This is a genomic window from Bradyrhizobium sp. 170, from assembly GCF_023101085.1.
Taxonomy (GTDB): Bacteria; Pseudomonadota; Alphaproteobacteria; order Rhizobiales; family Xanthobacteraceae; genus Bradyrhizobium.
In genome coordinates this window covers 3,481,021-3,507,832 of record NZ_CP064703.1, presented here as the reverse complement: position 1 = coordinate 3,507,832, position 26,812 = coordinate 3,481,021, and the positions used below count along the sequence as shown (strand labels likewise).

Genomic DNA, 26,812 nt, shown 5'->3' with positions numbered 1-26,812 from the left:
ATGGCGGACGTGCTGATCGCGCTCGGCGGCAATGTCGGCGACGTCCGCGCGACATTCAACAAGGCCATCTCCAATATCTGCGGCATGACGCAGGCCGCCCTGCTGGCGCGTTCCTCCGACTACATCACCCCGCCCTGGGGCGAGGACGACCAGGCACCCTTCACCAATGCCTGCATCGAGATCGAAACCAGTCTCGATCCGCATGCGCTGCTGTTCACGCTGCACAAGATCGAAGAGAAGTTCGGCCGCGACCGCGCGCATGAGACGCGCTGGGGTCCGCGCACCCTCGACCTCGACCTGATCGCCTATGACGACGTCAAGCTCGACAAGCCCGAACTGACGCTGCCGCATCCGCGGGCTTTCGAGCGCGCTTTCGTGCTGGTGCCGCTGGCCGAAATCGCCCCCGACCGTGTCATTGCGGGACGCCGCGTCGCCGACGCGCTTGCGCAACTTTCGACCGAGGGTATCCGGCGGTTGCCGGACCTCGATTAAGCCCAAAAGAACCCAAAACAACCGTTTGGCTTGGCGGCCGCCCCGTGGCAATTTCCGGCCAAATCAAGCGACGACCAGGGAATAATGGGCGGGATGACCAAGACTGACGAACTGACATTGGCCGCGGAATTTCCGCAGGCGACCTACGAGGACTGGCGCAAGCTGGTCGACGGGGTGCTGAAGGGCGCGCCGTTCGAGAAACTGGTCAGCAAGACGTCCGACGGGTTGAAGATCGATCCGATCTATCGCCGAGCCCAGGGTGCTGCGCCGGTCGCCGGCCGTGCCGCCGCCGCGCCCTGGCAGATCATGCAGCGGATCGATCATCCCGATGCAAAAGCGGCCAACGCGCAGGCGCTGCACGATCTGGAGAACGGCGCGACGGGGCTGACGCTTGTGTTCGCCGGCGCCAATGGCGCCCACGGGTTTGGATTGGATCCTTCGGCCGAGGCGGTAGCCCAAGTTCTCGACGGCATTTATCTCGACGCCGGCATCGGCATCGAGCTCCAAATCGGTCTGCAGTCGCGAATGGCCGCGGCTCACGTCGCCGAATACATCAAGCGCAAAGGTCTCGATCCTGCGGCCTGCGATATCAGCTTCGGTCTCGACCCGCTCGGATCCCGGGCGGTGTCGGGCTCCAGCCCCAACGACTGGGCCGAGATCGTGACCGCGGTCACGAGCGTCGCCAAAGACCTCGCAGCGATGGGCTTCAAGGGCCGGCTTGCGGCAGCCGATGGACGGGTGATCCACGATGCGGGCGGATCGGAAGTGCAGGAGCTGGCATACGTGCTGGCCGCCGGTGTCGCTTATCTGCGCGCGATCGAGCAGGCCGGGATTGCGCTCGAAAATGCGCAAGGCATGGTCTATGCGCGGCTTGCCGCCGACGCCGACCAGTTTTTAACGCTGGCCAAATTTCGGGCGCTGCGGCTGTTGTGGGCGCGGATTGAACAGGCCAGCGGCCTGACACCCAAACCGCTGTTCATCGCGGCCGATACGGCGTGGCGAATGCTGACGCAACGCGATCCTTACGTGAACATGCTGCGCGCGACGATAGCGACTTTCTCGGCCGGCCTCGGCGGCGCCAACGCCATCACCGTCTTGCCGCACACGCTGGCCCTTGGATTGCCCGATCCGTTCGCGCGGCGTGCCGCACGCAACACGCAACTGGTGCTGTTGGAAGAATCCAACCTCGCCAAGGTAAGCGATCCCGCAGCCGGCTCCGGCGGCATCGAAACGTTGACGAAGCAGCTCTGCGAAGCCGCATGGTCGCTGTTCCAGGAGATCGAGAAAGCCGGCGGCATGTTCCCGGCGCTCGAACAAAGCCTGATCCAGCGCAAGGTGGCTGCGACCCGGGCCACACGCGAAGCCAACATCGCCAAGCGGAAGGACGTGCTGACGGGCGCGAGCGAATTTCCAAACCTGCATGAGGCTGAGATCACCGTGCTCGATGCGACGCCGGTCGTGCTGCCTCCCGATGGCGAAGCGAAGTTCAAGTTCGACCCGCTGCCGCCGATGCGGCTGGCCGCACCGTTCGAGGCGCTGCGCGACAAATCGGACGACAAGCTCAAGGCATCTGGCGCCCGGCCAAAGATCTTCCTCGCCAATCTCGGCACGGCCGCCGACTTCACCGCGCGCGCCACCTTCGCCAAGAGCTTTTTTGAGACCGGCGGCATCGAGGCGATCGATACGCAAGGGTTTGCCGACCCGGCGGCGCTCGCCGCCGCGTTCAAGGCGTCGGGCGCGGCTATTGTTTGCCTGTGCTCGTCCGACAAGGTCTACGCGGAACATGCGCTATCTGCTGCAAAGGCCCTTCAAGCGGCCGGCGCCAGGCATATCTATCTGGCAGGACGGCCCGGCGAACAGGAGGCCGCGCTACGCAATGCCGGCGTCGGCGATTTCATCTTTGCCGGCGGCGACGCGCTGGCGATGCTGCAGGAAGCCTGGCGGCGAATGGAGCGAGCATGACGGAAAACAACAAGACGGTCCTGACCGGCGGGTGCCAGTGCGGCGCGGTTCGTTTTGCGCTGTCGATGCCGCCACCCAAGGTCAGCATCTGCCATTGCCGGATGTGCCAGAAAGCGTCAGGGGCGCCCTTTGCGTCCCTCGCCGATATCGAGCACGAGCATTTCACCTGGACCCGCGGCAAGCCGGCGACGTTCCAATCCTCTTCCATCGCAGAACGCGATTTCTGCGCGGCCTGCGGCACGCCGCTGACCTACCGGCTGATAGGCGGTCCCCGCATCGAGATCATGACCGGTGCGTTCGACCGCCCCGACCGGGTGGTGCCGACGCGGCAATATGGAACCGAATCCCGGCTCGGCTGGGTGGTCGGCATCGCCAATCTGCCGAGCCAGACCACGCAGCAGAATTACGGGCCGGAGAAGATGGCGACCATCACCAGCCACCAGCATCCGGATCATGATTAGGGGGTGACGATCCCCGACGTTCACATGTGCTATAATGGGTATCATGAGCCGCATACCGAACTTCGCAGATATCGCCTTTGAAGCCATCGCGCCCGCGCAGCCCGCCGGCAGCGCCGAGCCGTGGCTGACGCCCGAGGGCATTCCGGTCAAGCCGGGCTACAGCGAGGCCGATCTCGAAGGCATCGACTTTCTCGAGACCTGGCCGGGTGTCGCGCCCTATCTGCGCGGCCCCTACCCGACGATGTACGTCAACCAGCCCTGGACGATCAGGCAATATGCCGGGTTCTCGACGGCGGAAGATTCCAACGCGTTCTACCGCCGCAACCTCGCGGCCGGGCAAAAAGGCCTCTCGGTCGCGTTCGACCTCGCCACCCACCGCGGCTATGACTCGGATCATCCCCGCGTGTCCGGCGACGTCGGCATGGCCGGCGTGGCGATCGATTCCATCTACGACATGCGCACGCTGTTTGCCGGCATTCCGCTCGACCAGATGAGCGTGTCGATGACCATGAACGGCGCGGTGCTGCCGATCCTCGCGCTGTTCGTCGCAGCCGCCGAGGAACAGGGCGTTCCGCCGGAGAAATTATCAGGCACCATTCAGAACGACATTCTGAAAGAGTTCATGGTGCGCAACACCTACATCTATCCGCCCGCTCCTTCGATGCGGATCATCTCCGACATCTTTGCATACACCTCGCAAAGAATGCCGAAGTACAACTCCATTTCCATTTCCGGCTATCACATGCAGGAAGCCGGCGCGACGCAGGACCTCGAGCTCGCCTATACGCTGGCCGACGGCGTCGAATATCTGCGTGCCGGGCTCGCGGCCGGCCTCGACGTCGACCGTTTCGCGCCGCGGCTGTCGTTCTTCTGGGCGATCGGCATGAACTTCTTCATGGAAGTCGCCAAGATGCGCGCCGCGCGGCTTTTGTGGGCCAAGCTGCTGACGCAGTTCAACCCGAAGGACCCGCGCTCGCTGTCGCTGCGCACGCATTGCCAGACCTCCGGCTGGTCGCTGACCGCGCAGGACGTCTTCAACAACGTGATGCGCACCACCATCGAGGCGATGGCGGCAACGCAAGGGCACACCCAGTCGCTGCACACCAATGCGCTCGACGAGGCGCTCGCGCTGCCGACGGATTTTTCGGCCCGGATCGCGCGCAACACGCAATTGTTTCTGCAGCAGGAAAGCGGCACCAACCGCATCATCGATCCCTGGGGCGGCTCCTATTATGTCGAACGGCTGACCCGCGATCTCGCGGCGAAGGCCTGGGGACACATCCAGGAAGTCGAGGCGCTCGGCGGCATGGCCAAAGCGATCGAGGCCGGCGTACCGAAGCTGCGCATCGAGGAAGCCTCCGCCAAGACGCAGGCGCGGATCGACGCCGGACGGCAGGCCGTGATCGGCGTCAACAAGTATAAGCCGGTCAACGAGGCCGCGATCGACGTGCTCAAGGTGGAGAACTCCACCGTGCGGCGGCTACAGATCGACAAGCTGAAGCGGCTGCGCACCGAACGCGACCAGAAGGAAGTCGATCAGGCGCTGGCGGCGCTGACGCGCAGCGCCGGCGAAGGCAACGGCAATCTGCTGGCGCTGGCGATCGACGCGGCGCGAGCCAAGGCAACCGTCGGCGAAATTTCGGACGCGTTGGAAAAAGTGTTCGGGCGTCACCGCGCCGAAATCAAATCCATCACCGGCGTCTACAAGCGGGAGGCGTCCGCCATGTCCAACCGGGTTGAGAAGGTGCAGGAGCTGATTGACGCGTTCGAGACTGCCGAGGGCCGCCGCCCCCGCATCCTCGTCGCCAAGATCGGCCAGGACGGCCACGACCGCGGCCAGAAGGTGATCGCGTCGGCCTTTGCCGATGTCGGCTTCGACGTCGATATCGGGCCGCTGTTCGCCACCGCCGACGAGGCGGCGCGGCAGGCGGTGGAGAACGACGTCCATATCCTGGGCGTGTCGTCGCTGGCGGCCGCCCACCTTACCGCCGTGCCGGAATTGAAGGCCGCGCTGAAGAAGCACGGCCGCGAGGACATCATGATCATTATCGGCGGCGTGGTGCCACCGCAGGATTATGACGCGCTGTACCAGGCCGGCGCGGAAGCGATCTTCCCGCCCGGCACCGTGATCTCGGACGCCGCCGAGGAACTGATCCGCAAGCTCAACGCCCGGCTCGGCCACAGCAGCGAGGCGGCGGAGTAGTCCTCCGCCGGGCGCAGCTACTTCCAAAGGATCGCCCTTGCGCGGCATTGCATTCCTCACACGCGTCAGGACAATTGGTTTTGCGGGGGCAGTCGCATGCAGTGCGGCGCTTGGCGCAGCATTTGCCGCCGAGCCCAAGCCGGACTTTTCCATCAAGACCAAATGGGTCGAGGCCAGCGTTATCCTCGACGCGAAGATCAAGGCCGATCCGGCGCTGGCGGCGAACTGCCTGGCCGAGGGAAAGGCATGGGCCGCGAAAAACCGCGCCGATGCCGACAAGGAACGCAAGCAGGACCCCGACTTGTTCCGCAACGCGTGGTCGTTTGAGCGGAAGTACCAGACGCGCTCGGTGGTCGATGGCCGCTATGTCAGCATCGTCAGGGCCGACTACGAATATACGGGCGGCGCGCACCCCAACAGCTCGTCCGACACGATCCTGTGGGACAGGTCAGCGGGCAAACGCATCAGCATCCGCCCGTTCTTCACCGAAACGGCCGACAACGGCCCGACCCTGAAGGCGATGCGGCAAGGCGTCATTGCCTTCCTCGAGGCCGAGAAGAAGAAGCGCGGCGCGGAAGGCACGGACGCCAGCGCCATCGAAGCCATCGAACCAAAGCTGCTCAAGATCGGGCCGGTCTCGCTGGCGCCATCGACCGAGGAAGGCAAGAGCTCCGGCCTGACCTTTCACTACTCCCCTTACGCGGTCGGCTCCTACGCCGAAGGCGAGTATATCGCCTTCGTGCCCTGGGAGACGTTGAAGCCGTATCTGACGCCCGAAGGCGCCAGGATTTTCGGCGGCGCGCGACCGAAGGGCGACGAAGACCGCCCGCAATAACAGCCGCACCATCAGGCAGCCTGGCGGCCCAGCGCTCGCTCGAGCGAATGCGTCCAGTCCGGAATCCAGGACTGGAATAGCGTCCGCCAGCGGTCACCGTCCTGCGGCTCGGTATTGAGCTGGACCGACCATTCGATGAACGTCCGGTTGCCCTCGATGACCGGCAGCAGGTGCATCGTCCCCTGATAGCGCGTCGGCGCGGGGGCATCCGAAGCAAGCTCAGCAGGAAACGGGAACGGCTCGATGCCCGCATAAGTCAGCGTGTGCGCTTCGTCGGAATGGCCGGCGAGCCGCTGCCTGATCCAGTTGCCGAGGTAGCAGAAGCGCCTGACCGCGCCGACTTCGTCGCCGCCCTTGTCGTCCTCGATCACGCTTTCGCTGACGCCATCGATATAGACCGGGTAGTTGTTGAAGTCGCGGATCAGGTCCCACACCGTTTCCAGGGGATGGTTCAGCACGGTGCTGTAATAGGCTGTCGTCATGGTTCTCTCCGCAATCGATCGCGGCCCGATGACCGGGCCGCACATGAATACCTATTTCGGGTAGCCCGATCGCCGCCACCCGATTTCCGGGTGTGGCGAGATGCCCACCGGCGACGATCCTCCTCATGAGCCAATGCCTTGCGACCACAACGCAAAGCCGCCTAGAATGTCTCATCACAAGAGCGTCCGGCCTCACGGATGCCGCAGGGAGGACTACCAATGTCCAAAAAGATCACCCGCCGCGCCTTCGCGGCTTCATCCGCTGCTGCCGCGGCCGTCGCGGGTTTTGGTTTCAAGCCGGCTTTGGCGCAGGCTTATCCGGCGCGTCCCGTGACCGTGATCGTGCCGTGGGGCGCCGGCGGCGGCACTGACGCGACCGCGCGCATCGTGGCGGCGCTGCTGGAGAAGGACCTCGGACAGCCGTTCAACGTGGTCAATCGCACCGGCGGCTCCGGCGTTGTCGGCCATTCCGCGATCGCGACCGCACAGCCCGACGGCTACACCATCGGCATGCTGACGGTGGAAATCTCGATGATGCACTGGCAGGGGCTCACGGAACTCGCACCCAAGAGCTACACGCCGCTGGCGCTGATGAACGAGGATCCGCCCGGCATCCAGGTCAGTTCCGCATCGCCCTACAAGACCGTGAAAGAGCTCGCCGACGCCATCAAGGCCGCGCCTGCCGGCAAGTTCAAAGCCTCCGGCACCGGCCAGGGCGGCATCTGGCACTTAGCGCTGGTCGGCTGGATGCAGGCGATGGGGCTTGCGCCGAACCACGTGGCGTGGGTGCCCTCGAATGGCGCCGCGCCCGCGATGCAGGATCTCGCGGCCGGCGGCCTCGACCTCACCACCTGCTCGGTGCCGGAAGCCCGCGCGATCATCGAGGCCGGCAAGGCGCGCAGCCTCGCCGTCATGGCTACGGCGCGCAATCCTGCATTCCCCGATGTGCCGACGTTGAAGGAAGCCATAGGCATCGACTATTCGACCGGTGCGTGGCGCGGCATTGCCGGTCCCAAAGGCCTGCCGGCTGATGTCGCGACCAAGCTCACGGCGTCGCTGAAGAAGGTTTACGACTCCAAGGAGTTCAAGGAGTTCATGAGCAATCGCGGCTTCGGAACGGTGTGGGGTGACGCGTCTCAGTTCGCTGCCTTCATGGACAAGGGCGACGCCCAGATGGGCGTGGCGATGAAGGCCGCCGGCTTGTCGAAGGCTTGATCCATTCCGGCGGTCCCCTTCACCGGAAACCATAGGGTTCGTTCATGCGTCTTCCCGATCGCGTCACGGGATTGTTTCTCGTTGGTCTCGGCGCGGCTGCCGCCTATGGCGGATGGCAGTTGCCGCCGGTCCCTGGCCAGCCGGTCGGACCTAACGTCTTCCCGCTGGTGATCGGCTCGGGTCTGGCGCTGTGCGGGCTCGCGATCGCATTCGGGATCGGCCACAACTTCGAAGAAGAAGAACACCTTATTCCGGTCGAGGGCGGCCAGCCGCAGCCACCGACCGGAAAGCTCTACGGCCTGCGCGCCCTGCTTCCGCCGGCGCTGTTGCTGTTCTACGTGGCGATCGCCGACCGGCTCGGCTTCATCCTTACGGCGACGCTGATCGTGTACGTGACCGCAACCGCGCTCGGAGCCCGCTGGAAGGTTGCGCTGCCGCTCGCCGTGCTGGCGCCGATCGGCATCCACCTGATTTTCTCAAAATTGCTGCGCGTGCCGCTGCCGCCCGGCGTTTTGCCAATGCCCTGGTGATCGATGCTCAATACCCTGACGCAAGCCTTCGCACTCATCACCACCTGGGAAGTCATCGTCGCGATGCTGGCGGCATCGGTCTATGGCCTCGTGATCGGATCGCTGCCTGGCCTGTCGGCCACGATGGCGACCGCGCTGCTGGTCCCGGTCACGTTTTATCTGTCGCCGATCGCCGCGATCGCCACCATCGTGGCGGCATCCACGATGGCGATCTTCGCCGGTGACATCCCCGGCGCGTTACTTCGCATTCCTGGCACCCCCGCCTCGGCGGCCTACGCGGACGAAGCCTATGCGATGACCCGTAAGGGCGAGGCCGAACTTGCGCTCGGCGCCGGCGTCTGGTTCTCCGCCGTCGGCGGCATCGCGGGCACGCTCTCGCTGATGATCCTCGCGCCGCCGCTTGCCGAGATCGCGCTGTCGTTCTCGACCTTCGAATATTTCTGGCTGGCGTTCCTCGGCCTCATGTGCGCCACGCTGGTCGCGCGCTCTTCTCCGGTGAAGGCGATTGCCAGCATGTTCATCGGCCTCTTGGTCGCGTGCATCGGCATCGAAAACCCCGGCGGCGTGCCACGCTTCACCTTCGGCATGACCAATTTGTTCGGCGGCATCGAACCGATCCCGGCGCTGGTGGGTGTATTCGCCGTGGCGCAGGTGATGCGCGCGATGCTGACGCCGGAGCCGCCGCCGATCCCGCGGCGCAAATTCGGAAGCATCCTGGCGGGCCAGTGGAAGCTCACCAAAAAATACAACTGGCAGATGACGCGAGGGAACATCGTCGGCATCATCATCGGCGTGCTGCCGGGCGCCGGCGCCGACATGGCGGCCTGGGTCAGCTACGCCATGTCAAAACGCTTCTCGAAGGAGCCCGAGAAGTTCGGCACCGGTCATGTCGAGGGCCTGGTCGAGGCCGGCGCCAGCAACAACGCCAGCATCGCCTCAGGCTGGGTGCCCTCGCTACTGTTCGGCATTCCCGGCGACACCATCGCGGCGATCGCCATCGGCGTGCTCTACATGAAGGGCCTCAACCCCGGCCCGACGCTGTTCACCGAAAAAGCGTCGAGCATGTATGCGATCTACCTGATGTTCATCATCGCCAACATCATCATGATCCCGCTGGGGATCATCATGATCCGGCTGGCGAGCTACGTGCTGCGCGCGCCGCGTTCCACCGTGATGCCGGTCATCATGCTGTGCTGCGCGGTCGGCTCGTTCGCGATCGGCAACAACATATTCGGCGTCGTGATCGTCGCGACCTTCGGCGTCATCGGCTATGTCATGGAGGAGAACGGCTATCCGGTTGCCGCGATGGTGCTCGGCATCGTGATGGGTACCATGATCGAGCAGAGCTTCGTCACCTCGCTGATCAAATCCGACGGCAGCGTATTCCCGTTCTTCGAGCGTCCGATCGCCGCGATCCTGGCCGCCATGGCGATCGGCGCGCTGATCTGGCCGGTGCTGGTCTGGGTCTGGCGGAAGCTCAAACGGGCACCCGTCCCCGCCACATCGGCTCGCTGAAGGACTGTGCGGGGCCCCCTCGCCTGCATGGCGCGGGCGTTGTAAACCAAGCCATGACCCTGCCGAAGAATCCCTCCCCCGATGTCGGGAAACTCGCCAAAGAACTCCGCGCCGGCCACCGCGCGGCCTTGGCCCGCGCGATCACGCTGATCGAGAGCCGGCGCGGCGATCACCAGGCGGCGGCGCGCGAGCTGGTGCAAGCGCTGCTGCCGGACACCGGCAAGGCGGTTCGCGTCGGCATCACCGGCTCGCCGGGGGTCGGCAAATCCACCACCATCGACGAGCTCGGCATGTTCCTGATCGAACGCGGCCACAAGGTCGCGGTGCTGGCGGTGGACCCGTCCTCGGCGCGCACCGGTGGCTCGATCCTCGGCGACAAGACGCGGATGGCGCGGCTGGCGAATTCCGAAGCCGCTTTCATCCGGCCCTCGCCTTCGTCCGGCACGCTCGGGGGTGTCGCCGCAAAAACCCGCGAGGCGATGCTGCTGTGCGAAGCCGCCGGCTTCGACGTGGTGCTGGTGGAGACCGTCGGCATCGGCCAGTCCGAGACTGCGGTCTGCGACATGACCGATTTCTTCCTGGCCCTGATGCTGCCCGGCGCCGGCGACGAACTGCAGGGCATCAAGAAGGGCCTCGTCGAACTCGCCGACATGATCGCGATCAACAAGGCCGACGGCGACAATATCAAGCGCGCCAACCTGGCGGCGGCCGAGTATCGCGGCGCGCTGCATATCCTGAGCCCTCGCTCGGAACACTGGCATCCGCCGGTCCTGACCTATTCGGCGCTGACCGGCACCGGCATGGACACGCTGTGGCAGAAGATCCTCGACCATCGCACTGCCATGAATGCCTCCGGCGAGTTCGCAGGCCGGCGGCGCGAGCAGCAGGTGAAATGGATGTGGTCGATGCTGGAGCAGCGGATGATGGCGCGGCTGCGCGCCGATCCCGCGATCCGCGCCAAGGTAAAGAAGACCGAGGCCGAGGTCGCCGACGGCCGCATCACGCCGGCGGTCGCCGCCGAACAGATCGCGGAGTGGCTGCGGTGAGCGAAAAACTTCGCATTCTCGTCACCGGCTTCGGCCCGTTTCCCGGTGCGCCCTACAATCCAACGCAGCCGCTTGTGGCGCGGCTGACGCGGTTGCGTCGCCCCGCCTTCACCGACGTCGAGCTATCCAGTCATATCTTTCCCGTAACCTACAAGGCGGTCGACCGTGAATTGCCGCTGGCGCTCGCAGAACACAAGCCGCACGCGATGCTGATGTTCGGCCTGGCCGGCCGCACCAAGTTTGTGCGTATCGAAACCCGCGCCCGCAATGCTGTCACCATGTTATGGCCCGATGCCGCGCAAACCCGCGCCCGCAAGGGGTCGATCGCGGACGGCGCCGACGCCCAGCGATTCGGCCCGCATACCGCGAAATTGCTGCGTGCGGCCAAGGGTACCGGCCTCGACGCCCGCGCCTCGCGCGATGCCGGAAGCTACCTCTGCAACTATTTGAGCTGGCGCGCGATCGAGACCGTCAATGCCGACAACGGCCCCCGCCTCGCCGCCTTCGTCCACATCCCGCCGCTGGCGCGCGGCGGCGCGCTCAGGCGCAAGGGGCTTTCGCGCATCACGCTGGAAGAGCTGGTCGACGCCGGCGAAGCGATGCTGCTGGAAATGGTGCGGCTGGCGCGAAGGGCTGTGTAACTTTCGGGTGGGCAAAGGCGCTCTTCGCGCCGTGCCCACCAGTTTCATCCGCTGAGCCATCTGGTGGGCACGCTGCGCTTTGCCCACCCTCCGGACCGCGGATCGCGCTCGCACCCAACATTAACCCTACCCTGAACAATCGCCGCCTTTCTTCCCGGTCTTCACCATGCCCAGCCGCAATTTCGCGATACCTATGAAGGCGCGAATGCCGCGATCTGCATTATACGAGGGCATCGACCATGGACATGAACCGCCGCCATCTCATTGGAACGTCCGCTGCCGGTGTGGCAGGCGCGCTTGCAATGTCGCCCGACGCCGCACGCGCGGCGCCCCTCACCTCCACGCTCGGGCGCGACGTCACGCAGTACGGCGTCCGTCCCGGTAGCCCCGACGATCAAACCGCGAAACTGCAACGCGCGATCGACGAAGCCGCGCGCGCGCAAGCGCCGCTGGCGCTGCCGCCGGGGGTCTATCGCACCGGCATGCTTCGCCTGCAAAGCGGCACGCAACTGCTCGGCGTGCGCGGCGCAACCAAGCTCGTCTTCAATGGCGGTCCTTCGATGCTGCAGGGCGAAGGCGCCAGCAATGTCGGCCTGACCGGCATCACGTTCGATGGCGGCGGCGTTTCGCTGCCGGAGCGGCGCGGGCTCGTGCATTGCCTCGGCGGGCGCGACGTCCGCATCGCCGATTGCGAAATCACGGCCAGCGGCGGCAACGGCATCTGGCTCGAGCAGGTGACCGGCGACATCTCAGGCAACATCTTCACCAGGATCGCGACCACGGCGGTGGTTTCGTTCGATGCGCTGGGCCTGATCGTCTCCCGCAACACCATCAGGGATACGAATGACAACGGCATCGAGATCCTGCGCACGGCGATCGGTGACGACGGCACGCTGGTGATCGACAACCGCATCGAGGACATCAAGGCCGGCCCCGGCGGCTCCGGGCAATATGGCAACGCCATCAATGCTTTCCGCGCCGGCAATGTGATCGTGCGGGGCAATCGCATCAAAAATTGCGACTACTCCGCGGTGCGCGGCAATTCGGCATCCAACATCCACATCACGGACAACAGTGTCAGCAATGTCCGCGAGGTCGCGCTCTATTCGGAATTCGCGTTCGAAGGCGCCGTGATCGCCAACAACACGGTGGATGGCGCGGCCGTCGGCGTCTCCGTCTGCAATTTCAACGAAGGCGGACGCATCGCCGTCGTGCAGGGCAACATCATCCGCAATCTGCTGCCGAAGCGGCCGATCGGCACCGCGCCCGACGACGACGCCGGGATCGGCATCTATGTCGAGGCGGATTCTTCCGTGACCGGCAACGTGATCGAGAACGCGCCCTCGTTCGGGATCATTGCCGGCTGGGGCAAATATCTCCGCGACGTCGCCATCACAGGCAACGTGATCCGAAACGCCTTCGTCGGCGTCGGGGTGTCGGTAATGCCCGGCGCCGGCACAGCGCTGGTCAACAACAATATGATTTCGGAAACCCCGCGCGGCGCCGTGGTCGGCCTCGACCATGCCCGCACCATTACGACCGATCTGTCAGCCGAAGGCGCCCAGCGCTACGCGCAGGTGGTGGTCGGAGGCAACGCGGTGCGGCGCTAGTTCGCGCCGCTACAGCGCGTTGCGCAGCAGCGGATAGCGGTCCTTCATTGCGTCGAGATCGCGCGCCAGCAACGACATTTCGTCCAGCGCCGGCGCGGCGGGCACGGACGGCGCATCGTCCGCGACGGCGAGCCGGCTTTCCAGCGCGACCAGAACGTCGGCGGGGATGTCGCGCGGCGGCGGCGCCGCAACTGGTGCCGGTTTCGGTTGAAGCTGTACAACCGGCTGACGGAACCCTTCATCGCGTGGCAGCGGCGTCCGCAGCAGCGGCGCCGTACGACGGCGGCCAAGCCAGGCCAGGTCGATCGCGGTGTTTTCCAGCGAAGCTTCGCGGCTCAACAGGTCACGCCAGGTTTCGACGGCGGCCTTGGCTTCCTGGATGTTTTCGAGAAATTCGAGTTCGGTGTGATAGCGGCGCCAGCGCCCGGTCTCGAACAGTTCAGTAAGGTGTTCCAGCCGTTGCTCGGCAAGGTTGCACCAGCGCGCAATGATATTGCGGCCGCGCGCTACGTCTGCAGGATGTGCCATAAATCAGCCCGTAAGAGAGAGACGGACGCAAGACGCAACCTGAGACGAATCAATTGGACGTGACAGGTATATTCTGTGGAAAACTTTCTTCTTGTCCAGTACGTGGAGCTACGGAGCGCGCAGCGATCGAAGAAATCCGGACAAATACGGAGTTGTCAGCTCTGTTCACCGTCAAGCTGCACGGCAGCATGGCCGCTTTGCGAAGCGAGTCTTGATAATTTCGTTTGGGAAGACACGAGGGAATACCGCGCCCCACACGGGCGAACGGAAAGTCCGTGGTCGGCAAGCCCGCGCGGCGCCGCACGCGACGCGGCTTCTTCCAAAAAACCTGTGCCGAAAATAAAAGACCCGTCCGGGGGGACAACCGGACGGGTCAAGCCATATGGGCGCTTGGGGTGGATGGGCGCTCGCGCCTAATACAGCCGATGGGGAGGGATTACCGCTCCCACATAGATAAGTCGCAGCACCCTCCCGAACGTTCAAAACGCCAGGCGATTTTTTTAACCTTGTGTTCGGGGAGATTGCCGGAAAATCACCGCGCAGCACGCTATTTCGCGGCGTTTGCGGCCGATTTGTCCGACGCCATCGACGGCGGCGATTCATTCAGCGCCCGGCTCACGGAAGCGTTATCGGCAGACGGGTCAAGCGCCGGCGTTTTTTCTCCCGCGGGCTTGCCGGAAACCGAGGCAAGCGGAACTGCCGGCGCGGCGGTCGCCGCGGTGACCGCAGCAAAGGCGTCGGCCTCGCCTGCTCCGAACTGATCGTCGCGGCCGGGGGCGCCGAGATCGCGGGCGGTCTTCGCCAGGATCGCGCGAACATCGTTCGGCTTCAATGCAGGATTGCGCTCCAGCAACAGCGCCGCAACGCCGCTGACATAGGCGGCGGAGAACGACGTGCCCGACGTGATCTGATATTTTTCATCCGGCGCCGGCAGGAAGATATCCGCGCCCGGAGCTGCTATCGCGATGTGGTTGCCCCGGTTCGAGGCCGCAAACAGCTTGTCCTGCGCGTCGGTTCCGCTCACCGCAATGACGTTCGGATTGGCGGCTGGATAGAGCGGCGGCGATTTCGCCCCCGCATTGCCGGCCGCAGCCACCATCAGGATGCCACGGGCTGCGGTGGCGGCGATGCCGCGCTCGATCAGCGGATCCTTTGGGCCGGCAAAGCTCATATTGATGATCTGCGCGCCATGCTCGGCCGCATAATTCAATCCCCTGAGGATCACATAGGACGTGCTCTCCGCGCCCTTCGATCCCGTGCCGAATGCGCGGATCGCAAGCAACCTCGCCTCCGGCGCGCTACCCATCAGTTTGGCATGCGCGACGATCGCGCCGGCAATGCCGGTGCCGTGGACATGCGGACCTTCGCTGCTGCCGAGCGCGTCGAAACTGTCGGCGACCGAATTGGCGAGTTCGGGATGTTTGACGTCGACACCTGAATCGATCACCGCGATGGTGACGTTCATGCCGCGGACGAGCGCGTGCGCCTGCGGCAACCGGAGCTGGGCGACGGCGTATTGCGCGGCGTCACCCTCGATCGAGCGCTTCTTCTGGTCCTGCAGGAAGTAACGGAAATTGAGCTGCACCGAACGCACGCTGCCATCGGCCGCGAGCTCGCGGCGCACCGTGTCCACCGGCCGCCGATCGACGATGCGGAACAGGCCGATGGTGCCGCCGAGCAGCGGGAAACTTTGCGATGAGATGCGCTCCAGGCCATGACGCCGCGCCAGCTCATCGGCCTCGGCGGTGGATAGCGCGCCGTCGATTTCAGCGACGAGCTCGTTCTGGACCGCGCGCGTATTGACCGCAGCCTGCACGTTGTTATTGCGCGATCCGCCATTGCCCTTCTTGGCCGAGGTGCCGTTGCCGTTGCCGGCCGACATGACCGGACGATCGAAGCATTCGCCGTCGGGGCCGCGGAACGCATTCTGGCAAGCCGGATAGAGATTGGGCGAAAACCGCGCATGGGGAAGCGTCGACGGCACGCCCGCCCCCGGGCGGGCCCGCAGCGTCGAACTCATGGTGCCGATCCGGGACGCCGGCGTCCGCGCCACTCGATCGGCGCTCACGCTCGGCCGGGCCGCGATAGTGGGGTTGATCCGCGGCGTCACCGTTGGATTGATGGTAGGCGTCCGCACCCCGACATTGAGATTGGGCGTGCGCATGATGCTCTGCGCATGAACCGCCGAGGCTGCGCAAGCTATCAATGGCAGAAACGCCGCCGACAAAATCAATGCCGCGCGGCGCGTCTTCATCAGCCAATTCGGGCCATCGTGTACCATGGAACCTCGGCCTTCCCGGGGCGCCCCGACTGCCTCTTAAGGCGTTGCGACCGCGAGACTGACTATCTTCTCGCGCTGCAGTCTGGCGAGCAGGCCGGCGACTTCTTCCTTGCTCATCGCCTTGTTACCGAACTGCAGCCGGAACATGCCACCCTTGGCGCCGTCAACGATCGAAGCCTGGTAATTCTCGAGCAGCGTGGTGATGTCGGCGATACGGGCTTCCGGCGCAAACCGCACCAGCGCGCGCGTCGGCGCGGTGCTGCCTGCGAGATCGCGCGTGATGGGCGCTGCCGACGGCTCGTTCAGGCTCAGCGAGGCGGTCTGGAACGAAGCGGTCTGGTTCTTCATCAGCACGGCGCCGATCACGCCGGCCTGCAACAGCAGCGCCACGGCGCCGAGGCTCGCCGACCAGGCCAGCGTACGCGGCGACAGCCTTGCGAAAAATTCCGATATCCGGGCGGACAGGCTGACCGAAAGCGATGGCTTGCGCACGGGCTCTCCGTCGATCGCAGCAAACAGCTTTGCCATGGCGCGCGCGGAAGGCGCACCCAGGCTCTCGTTGAGGCTGATCGTCTCGGCATATTCTTCGCGGATGACGGCGTATTGCCGGGCCAACTCGGGATCGCTGGCGAGCGCGTCCTCGACGCGGCGTGCATCGCGCGTGCTCAAGGTGCCGGCCGCGTGGAACGGCAACAGCATCTCGATTTCGCTGGGCTCTTGATCCAGCACTTTTTTGCTCGCCGCCATCATGGCCAACCTCGCTCTATGCCGGCTGCCTTCAGCAACTCGGCCAATTTCTTGCGCGCATAAAACAGGCGCGTCTTGACGGTGTTCTCCGGAATACCGACGATTTCGGCCACCTCTTCCACGGACTTCTCGTGGTAGTAGACGAGATCGACGATCTCCCGATGCTCTGGCGAAAGCGCCGTCAGGCACTTGCGCAACGCTTCACCCGTATCCTTCTTCTGCACCACCACTTCCGGATCGTCGGACGTATCCTCGATCGCGTTCGCGGTCTCATCGTCCAACCCAACGTCCTTGCGGCGCCGAAGTGCCGAAAGGGCCTTGAACCGCGTGATCGCCAGGAGCCAGGTGGTAACGGCGGAACGGCCTTCGAACTTGCCGGCCTGACGCCACACATCGAGAAAAACCTCGCTGATGAGGTCTTCCGCAATCTGCTCGTCCCTTACGAGCCGAAGCCCGAAACGGAACACCCTGACATGGTGCCTTCCGTAAAGCACCTGCATGGCGAGCCGGTCGCCTTGAGCGATCCGAGCGATCAGAATTTCGTCTGAAGCCGCCTGTGACGCGTTCAATGGCCGTCTCGCAAAGTTGGTCTGACGGGAGAGGCCGGCGGTTCGATGTGAAGAGTGAGATTCTTCACATTACGGCAATGTCCGGAGTGCATGTGTGACCTACCGCACAGACGGACATCACCAGGCCATTTTCCCGGCAATGACGAGCTGAACCCAAATATTGGTACCATAATACGGAAACACTTTCTTAAAGACGCGCCACCCACAACCTTAGCAAGGCTTCGCCGGCGGGGCAGCATCTGCGTACGCACAAGGTTTCCCGCGCAAGGGGTTCCAGGCTATCGGAATCCGGCAGATTTCCGTTGCGAAACAGTGCAATGGCAGGGTTTTAACGGACCCGATCCGACTGCAAAAGATACCAAACCTAAAGGCTTTATTCCCTAAAGTTTCGTCGGGCATACTCCAATAGCGACGGGACATGAACAGCGCGGCTTCATTGCTTCAGGGGCAAGGCTCCCACAGTACGGCCGCGCCGGTCCGACTGTCGCCGGAAGTATTGAAGCGCCGGTCCGGCCAGCGCCGCCAGATGCTGGCCGTGCAAGGCGTCAGCTATGCGCTCATCACCACGGTGCTGCTGGTCTATTGCTACGCCGGCACCATCTCGATCGCCCTTCCCTCGACCTACTTCCTGGCCGGCATTGGACTGGTGGCGATCTTCGTCGTGCTGTCGGAGGCCCACTTCAACGACCGGTTCGAGGATCACTATCTCACGATCTTCCAGGTTGGCGGCCACGTCGCGCTTCAGCTCTGTTTCCTGCTGGCGGCGCCCGAAATCGGATTTGCCTTCCTCAGCGTCGTATTCCTGATCTTCGGATTCGGCGCGCTGCGGATGACTTCGCGGCAGGCCATCATCACGTGGACACTCACGATGATTGGCCTCGCCCCGATCTTTCTGCTGACCAGCACGCCGATCGGTCTGCCGATTGCGACCCCGACCGAGCGTGTCGCCGCGATGCTTTCCTATGTCCTCACGATCGGTCAATGCGCCTTCGTGGGACTGTATGGCAGCACCATGCGCAAGATGCTCTACGACCGCAGCTCCGAACTCAAGGCAGCCTACAAGCGGATCGAGGAGCTTGCCGAACTCGACGAATTGACGGGGGCGTCCAACCGGCGCTGCATCATGCGAATGCTGGGGGAGGAGATCGCCCGCGCGACCCGCAGCGGATCGCCCTGCTCCATCGCGCTGATCGACCTCGACTGGTTCAAGCGCATCAACGACGCCTACGGCCATCCGACCGGCGACGAGGTGCTGCGGACATTCTCGATCACCATGTTCGCCAACATCCGCAGCGTCGACCGGTTCGGCCGCTATGGCGGCGAGGAATTCCTGCTGGTGCTGCCCGACATGGACGCCGGCCAGGCCATGCGGGCGCTCGACCGGTTGCGCGCCATTATTGCCGATCTCGACTGGAGCGCGTTCTCGCCCGGCATGAAGGTGACGATGTCGGCAGGCGTTGCAACGCTGAATTCGAACGAGACGTCAGACACATTTCTCGCGCGCGCCGACAGCGCGCTTTATGCAGCCAAGGCGCAGGGACGCAACCGCATTACCCGCGCCTGATCCGACCTATTTCAGCTCCGGCCGCGGAGAATCCGCCGCCGGTTTTTTGCTCCAGGACAGAGTCATGATTTCGAAAGCCGCCACATCCCCCTCTCCCGGAAGTCTGCTCGACGAGCTGCAGTCCACCCTTGCGCACGGTACCGTCGCTCGCCGGGTAGAGACCCTGCGCCGGGTAACCGATCTCTTCATCAACGGCGCGGTGGACTATTCGGACGAGCAGGTCGGGCTGTTCGACGATGTCTTCCAGTGCCTGATCGACCACATCGAAACCTCGGCCAAGATGCTCTTGGCCAACCGTCTCGCCCCGATCGACACCGCCCCGCCGCTCACCATCCGCGCACTTGCTTTCGATGATGTCATCGAGGTGGCGGGTCCCGTGCTGTCGCAGTCGATGCGGCTCGACGACAAGACCCTGATCGAGAATGCGCGCAGCAAGAGCCAGGCGCATTTGATGGCGATTTCGACCCGCAGAACCCTGAGCGGCGCGGTCACCGACGTGCTGGTCCAGCGCGGCAACGATGAGGTGATCCAGTCGACCGTGAACAATCCGGGCGCGCAATTCACCGAGCGCGGCTTTACCCGCCTCGTCACCCGCGCCGAAGGCGACGACAATCTCACGACCTGCATCGGCCTGCGTCCGTCCGTGCCGCGGCATCTTTATCTGAAACTGCTCGCCAAGGCCTCCGACACGGTGCGGCAGCGGCTGGAGGCCGCCAACCCCCAGCAGGCGGCCGAGGTGCCGAGCGTGGTCAAGGAAGCAACGCGGCGCGCGCGCTCGGCGACCTCGACGATCACCAGGAACACCGAGATCGCGCACGCGCTGGTCAAGTCGCTGTACGAGGACGGCCGGCTCGACGAACCTCAGGTGGCGTCGTTTGCCAAGGCCAGCAAGTTCGACGAGGCCAATGCGTCGATCGCAGCGCTCGCCAACGTGCCGGTGGCGATCGCCGAGAACATGATGATCGAAACCCGGGCCGAAGGCGTGATGATCCTGGCGAAGGTCGCGGGGCTGTCGTGGTCGACGGTCAGGACCATCATCAGGATGCGCGACGAGCTGTCCGGCACGCAGCCGACCGATCTTGCCGCCTGCCAGGACACCTATGAACGGTTGCGGCCGTCGACGGCGCAGCAGGTGCTGCGCTTCCACCGCATGCAGCAGAATGCGCCGGTGGCGCTGGCGCCTAGTACCTGAGCAGCTTTGCGCCGGCGAGCGCGCCGATCGCCGTCACCAGCGCGGTCGCGATCGTGTACCAGGCCGCCACGAACAGCGGTGAATCGTCCGTGCAATGCGAGGCATAGAGCGTCGCCGCCAGTCCCGCCGACAGCAGTCCCGCGATGGCGCCGGCGACCGCCGGCCGCGCCGGTGCGCCGTGGCGCAGCCCGATCAGCGCGCCGGCCAAAATCGGCAGCGACAGCAGCGGAATGACCGTCAAGCAAACCCACGAATTCTTGCCGACCAGCCGTGTCATCATCGGCAGCCGCTGCGGCATCATCATTTCGCCGCCGATCCCCGCGGCCAGAATCCCGACCGGGGCCAGCAGTAGCCAGCCAAAGCCGCGCAGCGAGGCTTCGGGCCGCGACAAATGCAAGCTGACGGCAATCGCCGCAATCGCCAGCGCCAGCGTTACCGCGAATTTCAGGTCGAAGAACGGGTTGCGCATCGCGATCATGATGTCGGGTCGGACGCCGAACTCGGTGAAGAACATCAGAAGCGAGACCGGCGCCGCAGCCAAAAGCGCCAGCATCAGCGCAAAACCGACGGGCCGCGCCCGGTGCGTATTGTCGGCCGCTAGCGTTCGAATGAGCTGATCGGTATCCATTCTCACTGTTCCCGTAGCTTCGCCGTCAGGCTGGCCAGCCCCCGGTGCAGCGCCACCCGCACCGCGCCCTCCGTCATCGAAAATTTCGCGGCCGTATCCTTGATCGAGGCGCTGTCGACCGCGATCGACTGCAACACATCGCGCTGTCGCGCCGGCAGTGTCTGAAGCTGGGCGGCAACCTCGCTCGCCGAAGCGGTCTCGGCGGGCGCTTCGCCCGGCAGCGTTTCGGCGAAATCGTCGATATCGACGAAAATACGCCGGCCGCGGCGGCGCAGCGCATCGATCAGCTTGTTGCGGGCGATCGCAAACAGCCACGGGGCAAATGGGGCGGTGACGTCCCAGGTGTGCCGCTTTAAATGGACCGCCAGCAAAATGTCCTGCACGATGTCCTCGGATTGATCGACCGATTGCCCTGCACGCGCCAGACCGCGGCGCGCCGCGGCCCGGAGCACCGGCGTGACGGCCTTGAGCAGGCGATGATACGCCGCACTGTCGCCTGCAATGGCCGACCGCATCAGGCCGGTCCATTCGTCATCCCGTTCGCGCAAGAGCGCTCCTACCCTGCAATTCGGTCGATCTTTCAATTTGTTACGTCAGGACGACTCGATCACGAAGTCGTGATCAGCGTTCCCGGCGCACCGGACTGCCGATCCCATCCGGGAATCGGGACGGCCGGCGGCGCGGACGGCAGGCTCATAACATTGATTGCGCAGGTTCGCATCCGGCGTAGCCCTCCCCGAGGGAGGGCCCGCATCGGCAAAATGCCCGCGGCACACGCCCGCTGCAACACCATTGCCCAGCTTTTGCCCGGTGTTGCCCGAAGATTCCCTTTTTCCGCCGCGCTATGGACACGCGGCGGGGTCTTTTTTCTTTCGCGGCTGGGCGGCGGCCAATGGGGAGACTCCATATGACGATCAAAGCCAGCGCGCGGTCGGCCTTGATTCTAGCGGCAGGACTTTTGGTAGGTTTCGCAGGATCACCGCCGGCGATGGCTGCCGGTACGGATGCGGATACCGCCACGGTCTCGAAGCCGGAGGGTGCGACGTCCGACAAGTCCGCCAGGCAGGATTCGCGTTCCCTGAAGAAACGCTACGCCCATCGCAAACATACGCGCGCGGCATCGAAATCCGACGACGGCAAGAAAGCCGACGAGAGCAAGAAAGCAGATGAAAAGCGGGTCGCTGACGTCGGTGGCGCAACCGCGCCCGCGATGCCGGAATGGCTCGCCAACGCCAATGCGCAAATGACGGCAGCCGATGCGACCCCCGATAGCGCCAAGGGGATGTCGGCGGCAATGTCGGAGAAAGCCAACACGGTCCTGCAGGCGGCGGCAGACAAGCCAGCCGACGCGGAGGCGCCGGCCGACACCGCCGTAGTTCCCCCCGACCAGCTCAACGACGTCGACCGGGCGCTGCAGGAGGCCCCCTCCACGCAGACGGTTGCGATGGCCTCGACCAAACCGGCACCGGAGAGCCCCGGTCAGGCCGCGAACAACGACAGTTCCACCCTGGACAAGACCTCACTGATCGGAAAGATCTTTATCGCCTTCGGCGCCTTGCTGACGATGGCATCGGCCGCGCGCATGTTCATGGCGTAGCGGAACGCGGCGAGGCGCTCCGGCAAGCCGCCTCATCCGCTTGTCCCACTTGAAGCCCACCCCGGCAGCGGGCACATTGCCGCAAATCGGTACCCGGGGTGGATCATGGCAACGTTCGAATACATCATTGTCGAGAGCAAGGGCGCGGTCGGCATCATCACGCTGAACCGGCCGAAAATGCTCAACGCGCTGTCGTTCGGCGTGTTTCGCGAGATTGCCGCAGCCGTCGACGACCTCGAGGCCGACGACAAGATCGGCTGCATCCTGCTCACCGGCAGCGAAAAGGCGTTCGCCGCCGGCGCCGACATCAAGGAGATGCAGCCGAAAAGCTTCATCGACATGTTCTCCAGCGATTTCGCGGCGATCGGCGGCGGCCGGGTGGCCACTTGCCGGAAACCGACGATTGCCGCCGTCAGCGGTTATGCGCTTGGCGGCGGCTGCGAGCTCGCCATGATGTGCGACATCATCATCGCCTCGGACACCGCAAAATTCGGCCAGCCGGAAATCACGCTCGGCACCATCCCGGGTATTGGCGGCACCCAGCGGCTGACGCGCGCGATCGGCAAGTCCAAGGCGATGGATCTGTGCCTCACCGGGCGCATGATGGATGCGGCGGAAGCCGAGCGCTCCGGCCTCGTCAGCCGCGTCGTGCCGGCGGACAAGCTGATGGAAGAAGCGCTCTCGGCTGCGGAAAAGATCGCCTCGATGTCGCAGCCTGCGGCCGCGATGGCCAAGGAAGCCATCAACCGCGCGTTCGAGACGCCGTTGTCGGAAGGCATGAATGTCGAGCGCAACCTGTTCCACTCGACCTTTGCGCTGGAAGACCGCTCCGAAGGCATGGCGGCGTTCATCGAGAAGCGCAAGCCGGTGAACAAGAACCGGTAGGGTTTGCTCGAATTTTGTAGGGTGGGCAGGCGCGTAGCGCCGTGCCCACCATTCCAGCATCCGGTACAAGCGATGGTGGGCACGCTGCGCTTTGCCCACCCTACGGCACCTCCTACAAATCCCCGCTCCGCGCTAGCGCCGCGTTGACCAGCGCGCGATAGGCGCGCTCGGCAAATGTCGTCGGATGATCGAGACCGAGCCGCGCCAGACATTCGCGGTTCGAGGCGTCCGGCGGCTGCGTCGTCCCCTGCCACAGCAACCCGGGCAGAAGCAGCTGAAACCGCTGCGCTTCCCGCAACAACTGCAGCGCCGGGATCAGCCGTTGCTCGACCTCGTCAAAATCGCTGCCGAACGGGAATGACGGCAATAGCCCCGCGTCGCGCGCGGGCTTCAGAGCTTGCGCGATCCGCTCCGGAAAGTTCTCGCGATGGCTGCGCGGAATTTCATACTCCTTCGGCAACTTGCCGGCGTCTTTGGCAATCCCGGCCAGTTCATCCTGGAAACGGGAATCCGTGACCGCCAGCATCGCCGCGATGGTCTCGGCGTCCGATTTTCCCCTGACGTCGGCAACGCCGTATTCGGTGACGAACACATCGCGCAGATGCCGCGGGATGGTCTGGTGCCCATAATTCCAGCGAATGTTGGAAAGCGTTTTGCGACCCGCCTGCCGCGTCGATTCCAGCGCGAGGACCGACCGCGCGCCTTCAAGCGCGAACGCCTGCGCGACAAAATTGTACTGGCCGCCGACGCCGCTCACGACCTGGCCGTCCTCGAGGCCGTCCGAAATCGCGGCGCCCATCAAGGTCGCCATCATCGCGGTGTTGACAAAGCGCGCATCGATCCGCGCCCGGCGCTTGGCATCCTCGTCGCCGTAGAGCTGGTTGGTGAAGGATACCGGCATCATCTGGATGCGTGCGAGTTGCTCGGCCGGCATCTCGCGCAACGCGCGATAGAACGATTTGGGTCCTAAGAAAAACGCGCCGTGCAGCGTCACGCCATCGATCTCGCGCTTGAGAATACCGGCGTCGATCAGGCCAAGAAACGCCTCGATCAGCATTTCGCTGACCCCATAAAGCCCCTTCGTGAACGGCCCGCTCTCCACGGGTTCAGTTCCCGGCGCAAGTCGCTTCATGATGGTGTGAAACTGCGCGTCCTCGCGATGGCGTACGATCAGCCCCTGCGCCAGTGCATCGCCGACCTGCCCGATGCCGATCTGCAAGGTGCCGCCGTCAGGCACGAGGCCTGCCGCATGAAGCCCGATCGCGTATTTGGTATCGCTGACCGGCTCGGCCGGCGGCGCAAACAGCGGAAAATCCGTCGCGGGGCTGTCGAGAACAGCGGAAAATTCATCCGCCGGCAGATCGCCGGGCCCCGGCATGAACGGCAGCTCGGAATTAACCTGGCCGATCAGCTTGAACGATGTGCGGCCTTGCGCGCGGGCGCGCAGAATGTCGAGCGTGGTGTCGGTGTTGCAGCTCAGGCTGTAGCGCGTTTCGCCGTCGACAATACGTTTCGCGACGAGTTGGGTGACGACGTTGAGCCCACGCGTCAGCAAGTAGGAGGACGCATGGGTATAGTTTGCCGAAATGTAATGCTGCTGCGCGAACGGCACCTGCAGCCATTTGCCGGCCAGGAAGAAAAACTCGATCACACTGATGTTCGGCGGCAGTTCGCCCCGGTGCAACGCGCTTGCATATGTCAGGTCGGGATAGCCACCGAACAGCCGGTCGATCACCGGCCCGATAAAGCGCCGTTCGAGCAGGCTTGAGGGCCTGGGCTTTTCCAGCGTCAGCGCGGAAAAAAAGGTCAGGTTGATCGATCGGTCGGCCGCGGCGCGTGCGTACAGCGCATTGACGACGTGGTTGGCCTTGCCGAGCCCGAGCGGCAATCCGACCACGAGGTTGGTTCCGACATCGCGGATGATATCCTCCGCGATCGCATCGGGATCGGAAAACAACTTCGGCATCGCGTATGGACCCGGGCATAGCTGAACAGCCAACCGCCCTGGAATCGGACGCCAGCCACGCGAGAGCTATAGTGCATTTGCCGCCGACATTCGTCTGTGACGAACCTGCAACAGCCAAGCACTGATTTCACGGAATTAATGTACTGATGTCGCGCGGCGGTTTGCCTGTGGCGGCGGCGCCCCCTAAACAGGTAGACGTGTCGGGTCGTCGGCGGGAGCGGACGACCAACGCGTGATCCGGAAAGTCGGCGGCGGTTCTCCGCGAAGATCATGCTCAAACAGGAAGATGGCGCGGGATGACTCGAACAAGAGTCATCACGCTTTCGTGTTGGTTACAGGATCAGATGACTTGGCGCACGGCTAGGGTTGGCCACGTTGGAAGGCACATGCTTCGATCGGGCATTCGCTTTGGAATTTGCCTTGGGGTGGTGAGCTGCGTCGTGTTTGCTGCGCCCGCGGCGCGGGGTGAAAACCTCCCGGAGGCGCTGGCCAAGGCCTACCAGACCAATCCCGCGCTCAATGCCGAACGGGCGCGCCAGCGTGCCACCGACGAGAATGTGCCGCAGGCGCTTTCGGGTTACCGGCCGCAGATTGTCGCCGGCCTCTCCGCCGGCCTTCAGTCGGTACGGAACCTGCTGCCCGACAACACCATCCAGTCCGCAAACCTGAAGCCCTGGACCGTCGGCATCACCGTGACGCAGACGCTGTTCAACGGCTTCAAGACAGCCAACAGCGTCCGTGTCGCCGAACTGCAGGTGCAGTCCGGCCGCGAGGCGCTCCGCAATGTCGGCCAGGGCGTGCTGCTCGATGCGGTCACCGTCTATACCAACGTGCTCGCCAACCAATCGCTGGTCGAAGCGCAGCGCGCCAACGTGGCGTTCCTGCAGGAAACGCTCGGCATCACCCAGAAGCGTCTGAATGCCGGCGACGTCACGCCCACCGATGCCGCGCAGGCCGAGGCGCGCCTGAGCCGGGGCCGCGCCGATCTGAATGCCGCCGAGGTCAATCTCGCCATCAGCCAGGCGACCTATATCCAGGTGATCGGCAACGCGCCCAACTCGCTCCGCCCCGCCGAAACCGTGGATCGCCTGCTGCCGCGCAGCCGCGATGACGCCACCGGCCTCGCCTTCCGGGAGCACCCGGCGGTGATGGCGGCGAGCTATGACTTTGACGTCGCCTCGACCTCCATCCGCGTTGCCGAAAGCAGCTTGATGCCAACAATCACATTGCAAGGCAGCGCCAGCCGCAGCAGGCAGTCCGATCCTACCCTCAGCAGCTCAGGGACCGACCAGGCTTCGGTCACCGGCCAGCTCACGCAACCGATCTACGACGGCGGCATGGCGGCCTCGCAGACCCGGCAGGCCAAGGAAGTCGCGGCCCAAAGCCGGCAGGTGCTGGATCAATTCCGCAACCAGGCCCGCACCGCCGCGGTCGGCGCCTGGGTCGCCAATGAAGGCGCCAAGATTGCGGTCACCGCATCCGAAGCCGAAGTCCGCGCCGCCACCGTCGCCCTGCAGGGCGTGCAGCGGGAGGCGGCCGGCGGTCAGCGTACGACGGTCGACGTCCTGAACGCACAGCAGGACCTGATATTGGCCAAGGCCCGGCTGATCGGCGCGCAGCGCGACCGCGTGATCGCCTCCTATACCCTGCTCAGCGCGATCGGCCGGCTCGACGTCAAGAACCTCGGCCTCAATACGCCGGACTATCTGCCGGAAGTGCACTACCATCAGGTCCGCGACGCCTGGCATGGTCTGCGGACGCCGTCGGGACAGTAGGTTGTATTTTCTCTCAGTATTAACCGGACGCTGATCATGTCGGGTATTTTCAGTCGCCAGTAACCCTCATTGTTCTAAAACTCGGCCC

Annotated in this window: 24 protein-coding genes; 16 read left to right on the top strand and 8 right to left on the bottom strand. The window is 64.5% G+C overall.

Annotated elements, in window-relative coordinates; all coding sequences use genetic code 11:
• The 5 genes from folK to IVB05_RS16165 all read left to right on the top strand — a co-directional run bounded on the left by folK (position 1) and on the right by IVB05_RS16165 (position 5,953).
• A complete protein-coding gene (gene folK / locus IVB05_RS16185; protein ID WP_247785361.1) occupies positions 1-492 on the top strand; it encodes a 2-amino-4-hydroxy-6-hydroxymethyldihydropteridine diphosphokinase in 492 nt (163 codons plus the stop codon).
• A 93-nt stretch (positions 493-585) separates the two neighbouring features.
• On the top strand, positions 586-2,454 hold the full coding sequence (locus tag IVB05_RS16180) for a methylmalonyl-CoA mutase subunit beta (RefSeq protein ID WP_247785359.1): 1,869 nt from the start codon (positions 586-588) through the stop codon (positions 2,452-2,454).
• Positions 2,451-2,915: a GFA family protein gene (locus tag IVB05_RS16175; protein WP_247785357.1), complete on the top strand. Its 465-nt coding sequence runs from the start codon at positions 2,451-2,453 to the stop codon at positions 2,913-2,915. The genes IVB05_RS16180 and IVB05_RS16175 overlap by 4 nt, the downstream gene beginning before the upstream one ends.
• Before the next feature lie 43 nt (positions 2,916-2,958).
• The gene (gene scpA, locus IVB05_RS16170) at positions 2,959-5,118 is read left to right on the top strand and encodes a methylmalonyl-CoA mutase (RefSeq protein WP_247785355.1); all 2,160 of its coding nucleotides are present in this window, start codon (positions 2,959-2,961) and stop codon (positions 5,116-5,118) included.
• A gap of 73 nt (positions 5,119-5,191) precedes the next feature.
• Entirely contained in the window at positions 5,192-5,953 is a 762-nt protein-coding gene (locus IVB05_RS16165) for a DUF3298 and DUF4163 domain-containing protein (protein ID WP_247786710.1), read from the top strand.
• A gap of 11 nt (positions 5,954-5,964) precedes the next feature.
• Here IVB05_RS16165 and IVB05_RS16160 read toward each other — a convergent pair whose 3' ends face one another.
• Positions 5,965-6,435 carry an SRPBCC family protein gene (locus IVB05_RS16160; protein WP_247785353.1) on the bottom strand — a complete coding sequence of 157 codons (471 nt, stop codon included), beginning with the start codon at positions 6,433-6,435 and terminating at the stop codon, positions 5,965-5,967.
• Between the two features lie 219 nt (positions 6,436-6,654).
• Here IVB05_RS16160 and IVB05_RS16155 point away from each other — a divergent pair, with 219 nt between their 5' ends.
• The 6 genes from IVB05_RS16155 (at position 6,655) to IVB05_RS16130 (ending at position 12,992) form a co-directional block, all read left to right on the top strand.
• Entirely contained in the window at positions 6,655-7,650 is a 996-nt protein-coding gene (locus IVB05_RS16155; protein WP_247785352.1) for a tripartite tricarboxylate transporter substrate binding protein, read from the top strand.
• Between the two features lie 44 nt (positions 7,651-7,694).
• Positions 7,695-8,180 (top strand): tripartite tricarboxylate transporter TctB family protein, encoded by a 486-nt coding sequence (locus IVB05_RS16150; RefSeq protein WP_247785351.1) that lies wholly within the window; start codon positions 7,695-7,697, stop codon positions 8,178-8,180.
• 3 nt (positions 8,181-8,183) lie between these two features.
• Complete coding sequence (locus tag IVB05_RS16145; RefSeq protein WP_247785350.1) at positions 8,184-9,695, top strand: tripartite tricarboxylate transporter permease; 1,512 nt, start codon at positions 8,184-8,186, stop codon at positions 9,693-9,695.
• Between the two features lie 53 nt (positions 9,696-9,748).
• Positions 9,749-10,741: a methylmalonyl Co-A mutase-associated GTPase MeaB gene (meaB, locus tag IVB05_RS16140; protein ID WP_247785349.1), complete on the top strand. Its 993-nt coding sequence runs from the start codon at positions 9,749-9,751 to the stop codon at positions 10,739-10,741.
• The gene (locus tag IVB05_RS16135; protein WP_247785347.1) at positions 10,738-11,382 is read left to right on the top strand and encodes a pyroglutamyl-peptidase I; all 645 of its coding nucleotides are present in this window, start codon (positions 10,738-10,740) and stop codon (positions 11,380-11,382) included. Before meaB ends, IVB05_RS16135 begins: the two co-directional genes overlap by 4 nt.
• A 239-nt stretch (positions 11,383-11,621) precedes the next feature.
• Complete coding sequence (locus IVB05_RS16130) at positions 11,622-12,992, top strand: TIGR03808 family TAT-translocated repetitive protein (protein ID WP_247785346.1); 1,371 nt, start codon at positions 11,622-11,624, stop codon at positions 12,990-12,992.
• 9 nt (positions 12,993-13,001) lie between these two features.
• Here IVB05_RS16130 and IVB05_RS16125 read toward each other — a convergent pair whose 3' ends face one another.
• From IVB05_RS16125 to IVB05_RS16110, 4 genes are all read right to left on the bottom strand, one after another.
• Positions 13,002-13,520 carry a TIGR03809 family protein gene (locus tag IVB05_RS16125; protein WP_247785345.1) on the bottom strand — a complete coding sequence of 173 codons (519 nt, stop codon included), beginning with the start codon at positions 13,518-13,520 and terminating at the stop codon, positions 13,002-13,004.
• A 547-nt stretch (positions 13,521-14,067) separates the two neighbouring features.
• Entirely contained in the window at positions 14,068-15,684 is a 1,617-nt protein-coding gene (locus tag IVB05_RS16120; protein ID WP_247786709.1) for a S8 family serine peptidase, read from the bottom strand.
• Positions 15,685-15,837: 153 nt separating this feature from the next.
• Positions 15,838-16,551 (bottom strand): hypothetical protein, encoded by a 714-nt coding sequence (locus IVB05_RS16115; protein ID WP_247785343.1) that lies wholly within the window; start codon positions 16,549-16,551, stop codon positions 15,838-15,840.
• Positions 16,548-17,117 (bottom strand): sigma-70 family RNA polymerase sigma factor, encoded by a 570-nt coding sequence (locus tag IVB05_RS16110; RefSeq protein WP_247520852.1) that lies wholly within the window; start codon positions 17,115-17,117, stop codon positions 16,548-16,550. Before IVB05_RS16110 ends, IVB05_RS16115 begins: the two co-directional genes overlap by 4 nt.
• Positions 17,118-17,535: 418 nt before the next feature.
• Here IVB05_RS16110 and IVB05_RS16105 point away from each other — a divergent pair, with 418 nt between their 5' ends.
• Both IVB05_RS16105 and IVB05_RS16100 read left to right on the top strand, forming a co-directional pair.
• Positions 17,536-18,681, top strand: a complete 1,146-nt coding sequence (locus IVB05_RS16105; RefSeq protein WP_247785341.1) for a GGDEF domain-containing protein — start codon at positions 17,536-17,538, stop codon at positions 18,679-18,681.
• Positions 18,682-18,745: 64 nt separating this feature from the next.
• On the top strand, positions 18,746-19,873 hold the full coding sequence (locus IVB05_RS16100) for a DUF2336 domain-containing protein (protein ID WP_247785340.1): 1,128 nt from the start codon (positions 18,746-18,748) through the stop codon (positions 19,871-19,873).
• On the opposite strand, the gene IVB05_RS16095 is transcribed toward IVB05_RS16100, so the two are convergent.
• Both IVB05_RS16095 and IVB05_RS16090 read right to left on the bottom strand, forming a co-directional pair.
• Entirely contained in the window at positions 19,863-20,501 is a 639-nt protein-coding gene (locus IVB05_RS16095; protein ID WP_247785339.1) for a DUF1109 domain-containing protein, read from the bottom strand. The genes IVB05_RS16100 and IVB05_RS16095 overlap by 11 nt on opposite strands.
• Before the next feature lie 2 nt (positions 20,502-20,503).
• A complete protein-coding gene (locus IVB05_RS16090) occupies positions 20,504-21,049 on the bottom strand; it encodes a sigma-70 family RNA polymerase sigma factor (protein ID WP_247785338.1) in 546 nt (181 codons plus the stop codon).
• Between the two features lie 359 nt (positions 21,050-21,408).
• Here IVB05_RS16090 and IVB05_RS16085 point away from each other — a divergent pair, with 359 nt between their 5' ends.
• Positions 21,409-22,098 (top strand): hypothetical protein, encoded by a 690-nt coding sequence (locus IVB05_RS16085; protein ID WP_247785337.1) that lies wholly within the window; start codon positions 21,409-21,411, stop codon positions 22,096-22,098.
• A 105-nt stretch (positions 22,099-22,203) separates the two neighbouring features.
• Positions 22,204-22,983, top strand: a complete 780-nt coding sequence (locus IVB05_RS16080; protein ID WP_247785336.1) for an enoyl-CoA hydratase — start codon at positions 22,204-22,206, stop codon at positions 22,981-22,983.
• 112 nt (positions 22,984-23,095) lie between these two features.
• Here the strand turns inward: IVB05_RS16080 and IVB05_RS16075 are convergent, their stop codons facing one another.
• A complete protein-coding gene (locus tag IVB05_RS16075) occupies positions 23,096-24,949 on the bottom strand; it encodes an acetyl-CoA hydrolase/transferase C-terminal domain-containing protein (protein ID WP_247785334.1) in 1,854 nt (617 codons plus the stop codon).
• A 344-nt stretch (positions 24,950-25,293) separates the two neighbouring features.
• Between IVB05_RS16075 and IVB05_RS16070 the strand changes: the two genes are divergently transcribed.
• The gene (locus IVB05_RS16070) at positions 25,294-26,724 is read left to right on the top strand and encodes a TolC family outer membrane protein (RefSeq protein ID WP_247785333.1); all 1,431 of its coding nucleotides are present in this window, start codon (positions 25,294-25,296) and stop codon (positions 26,722-26,724) included.
• Positions 26,725-26,812: the final 88 nt, after the last annotated feature.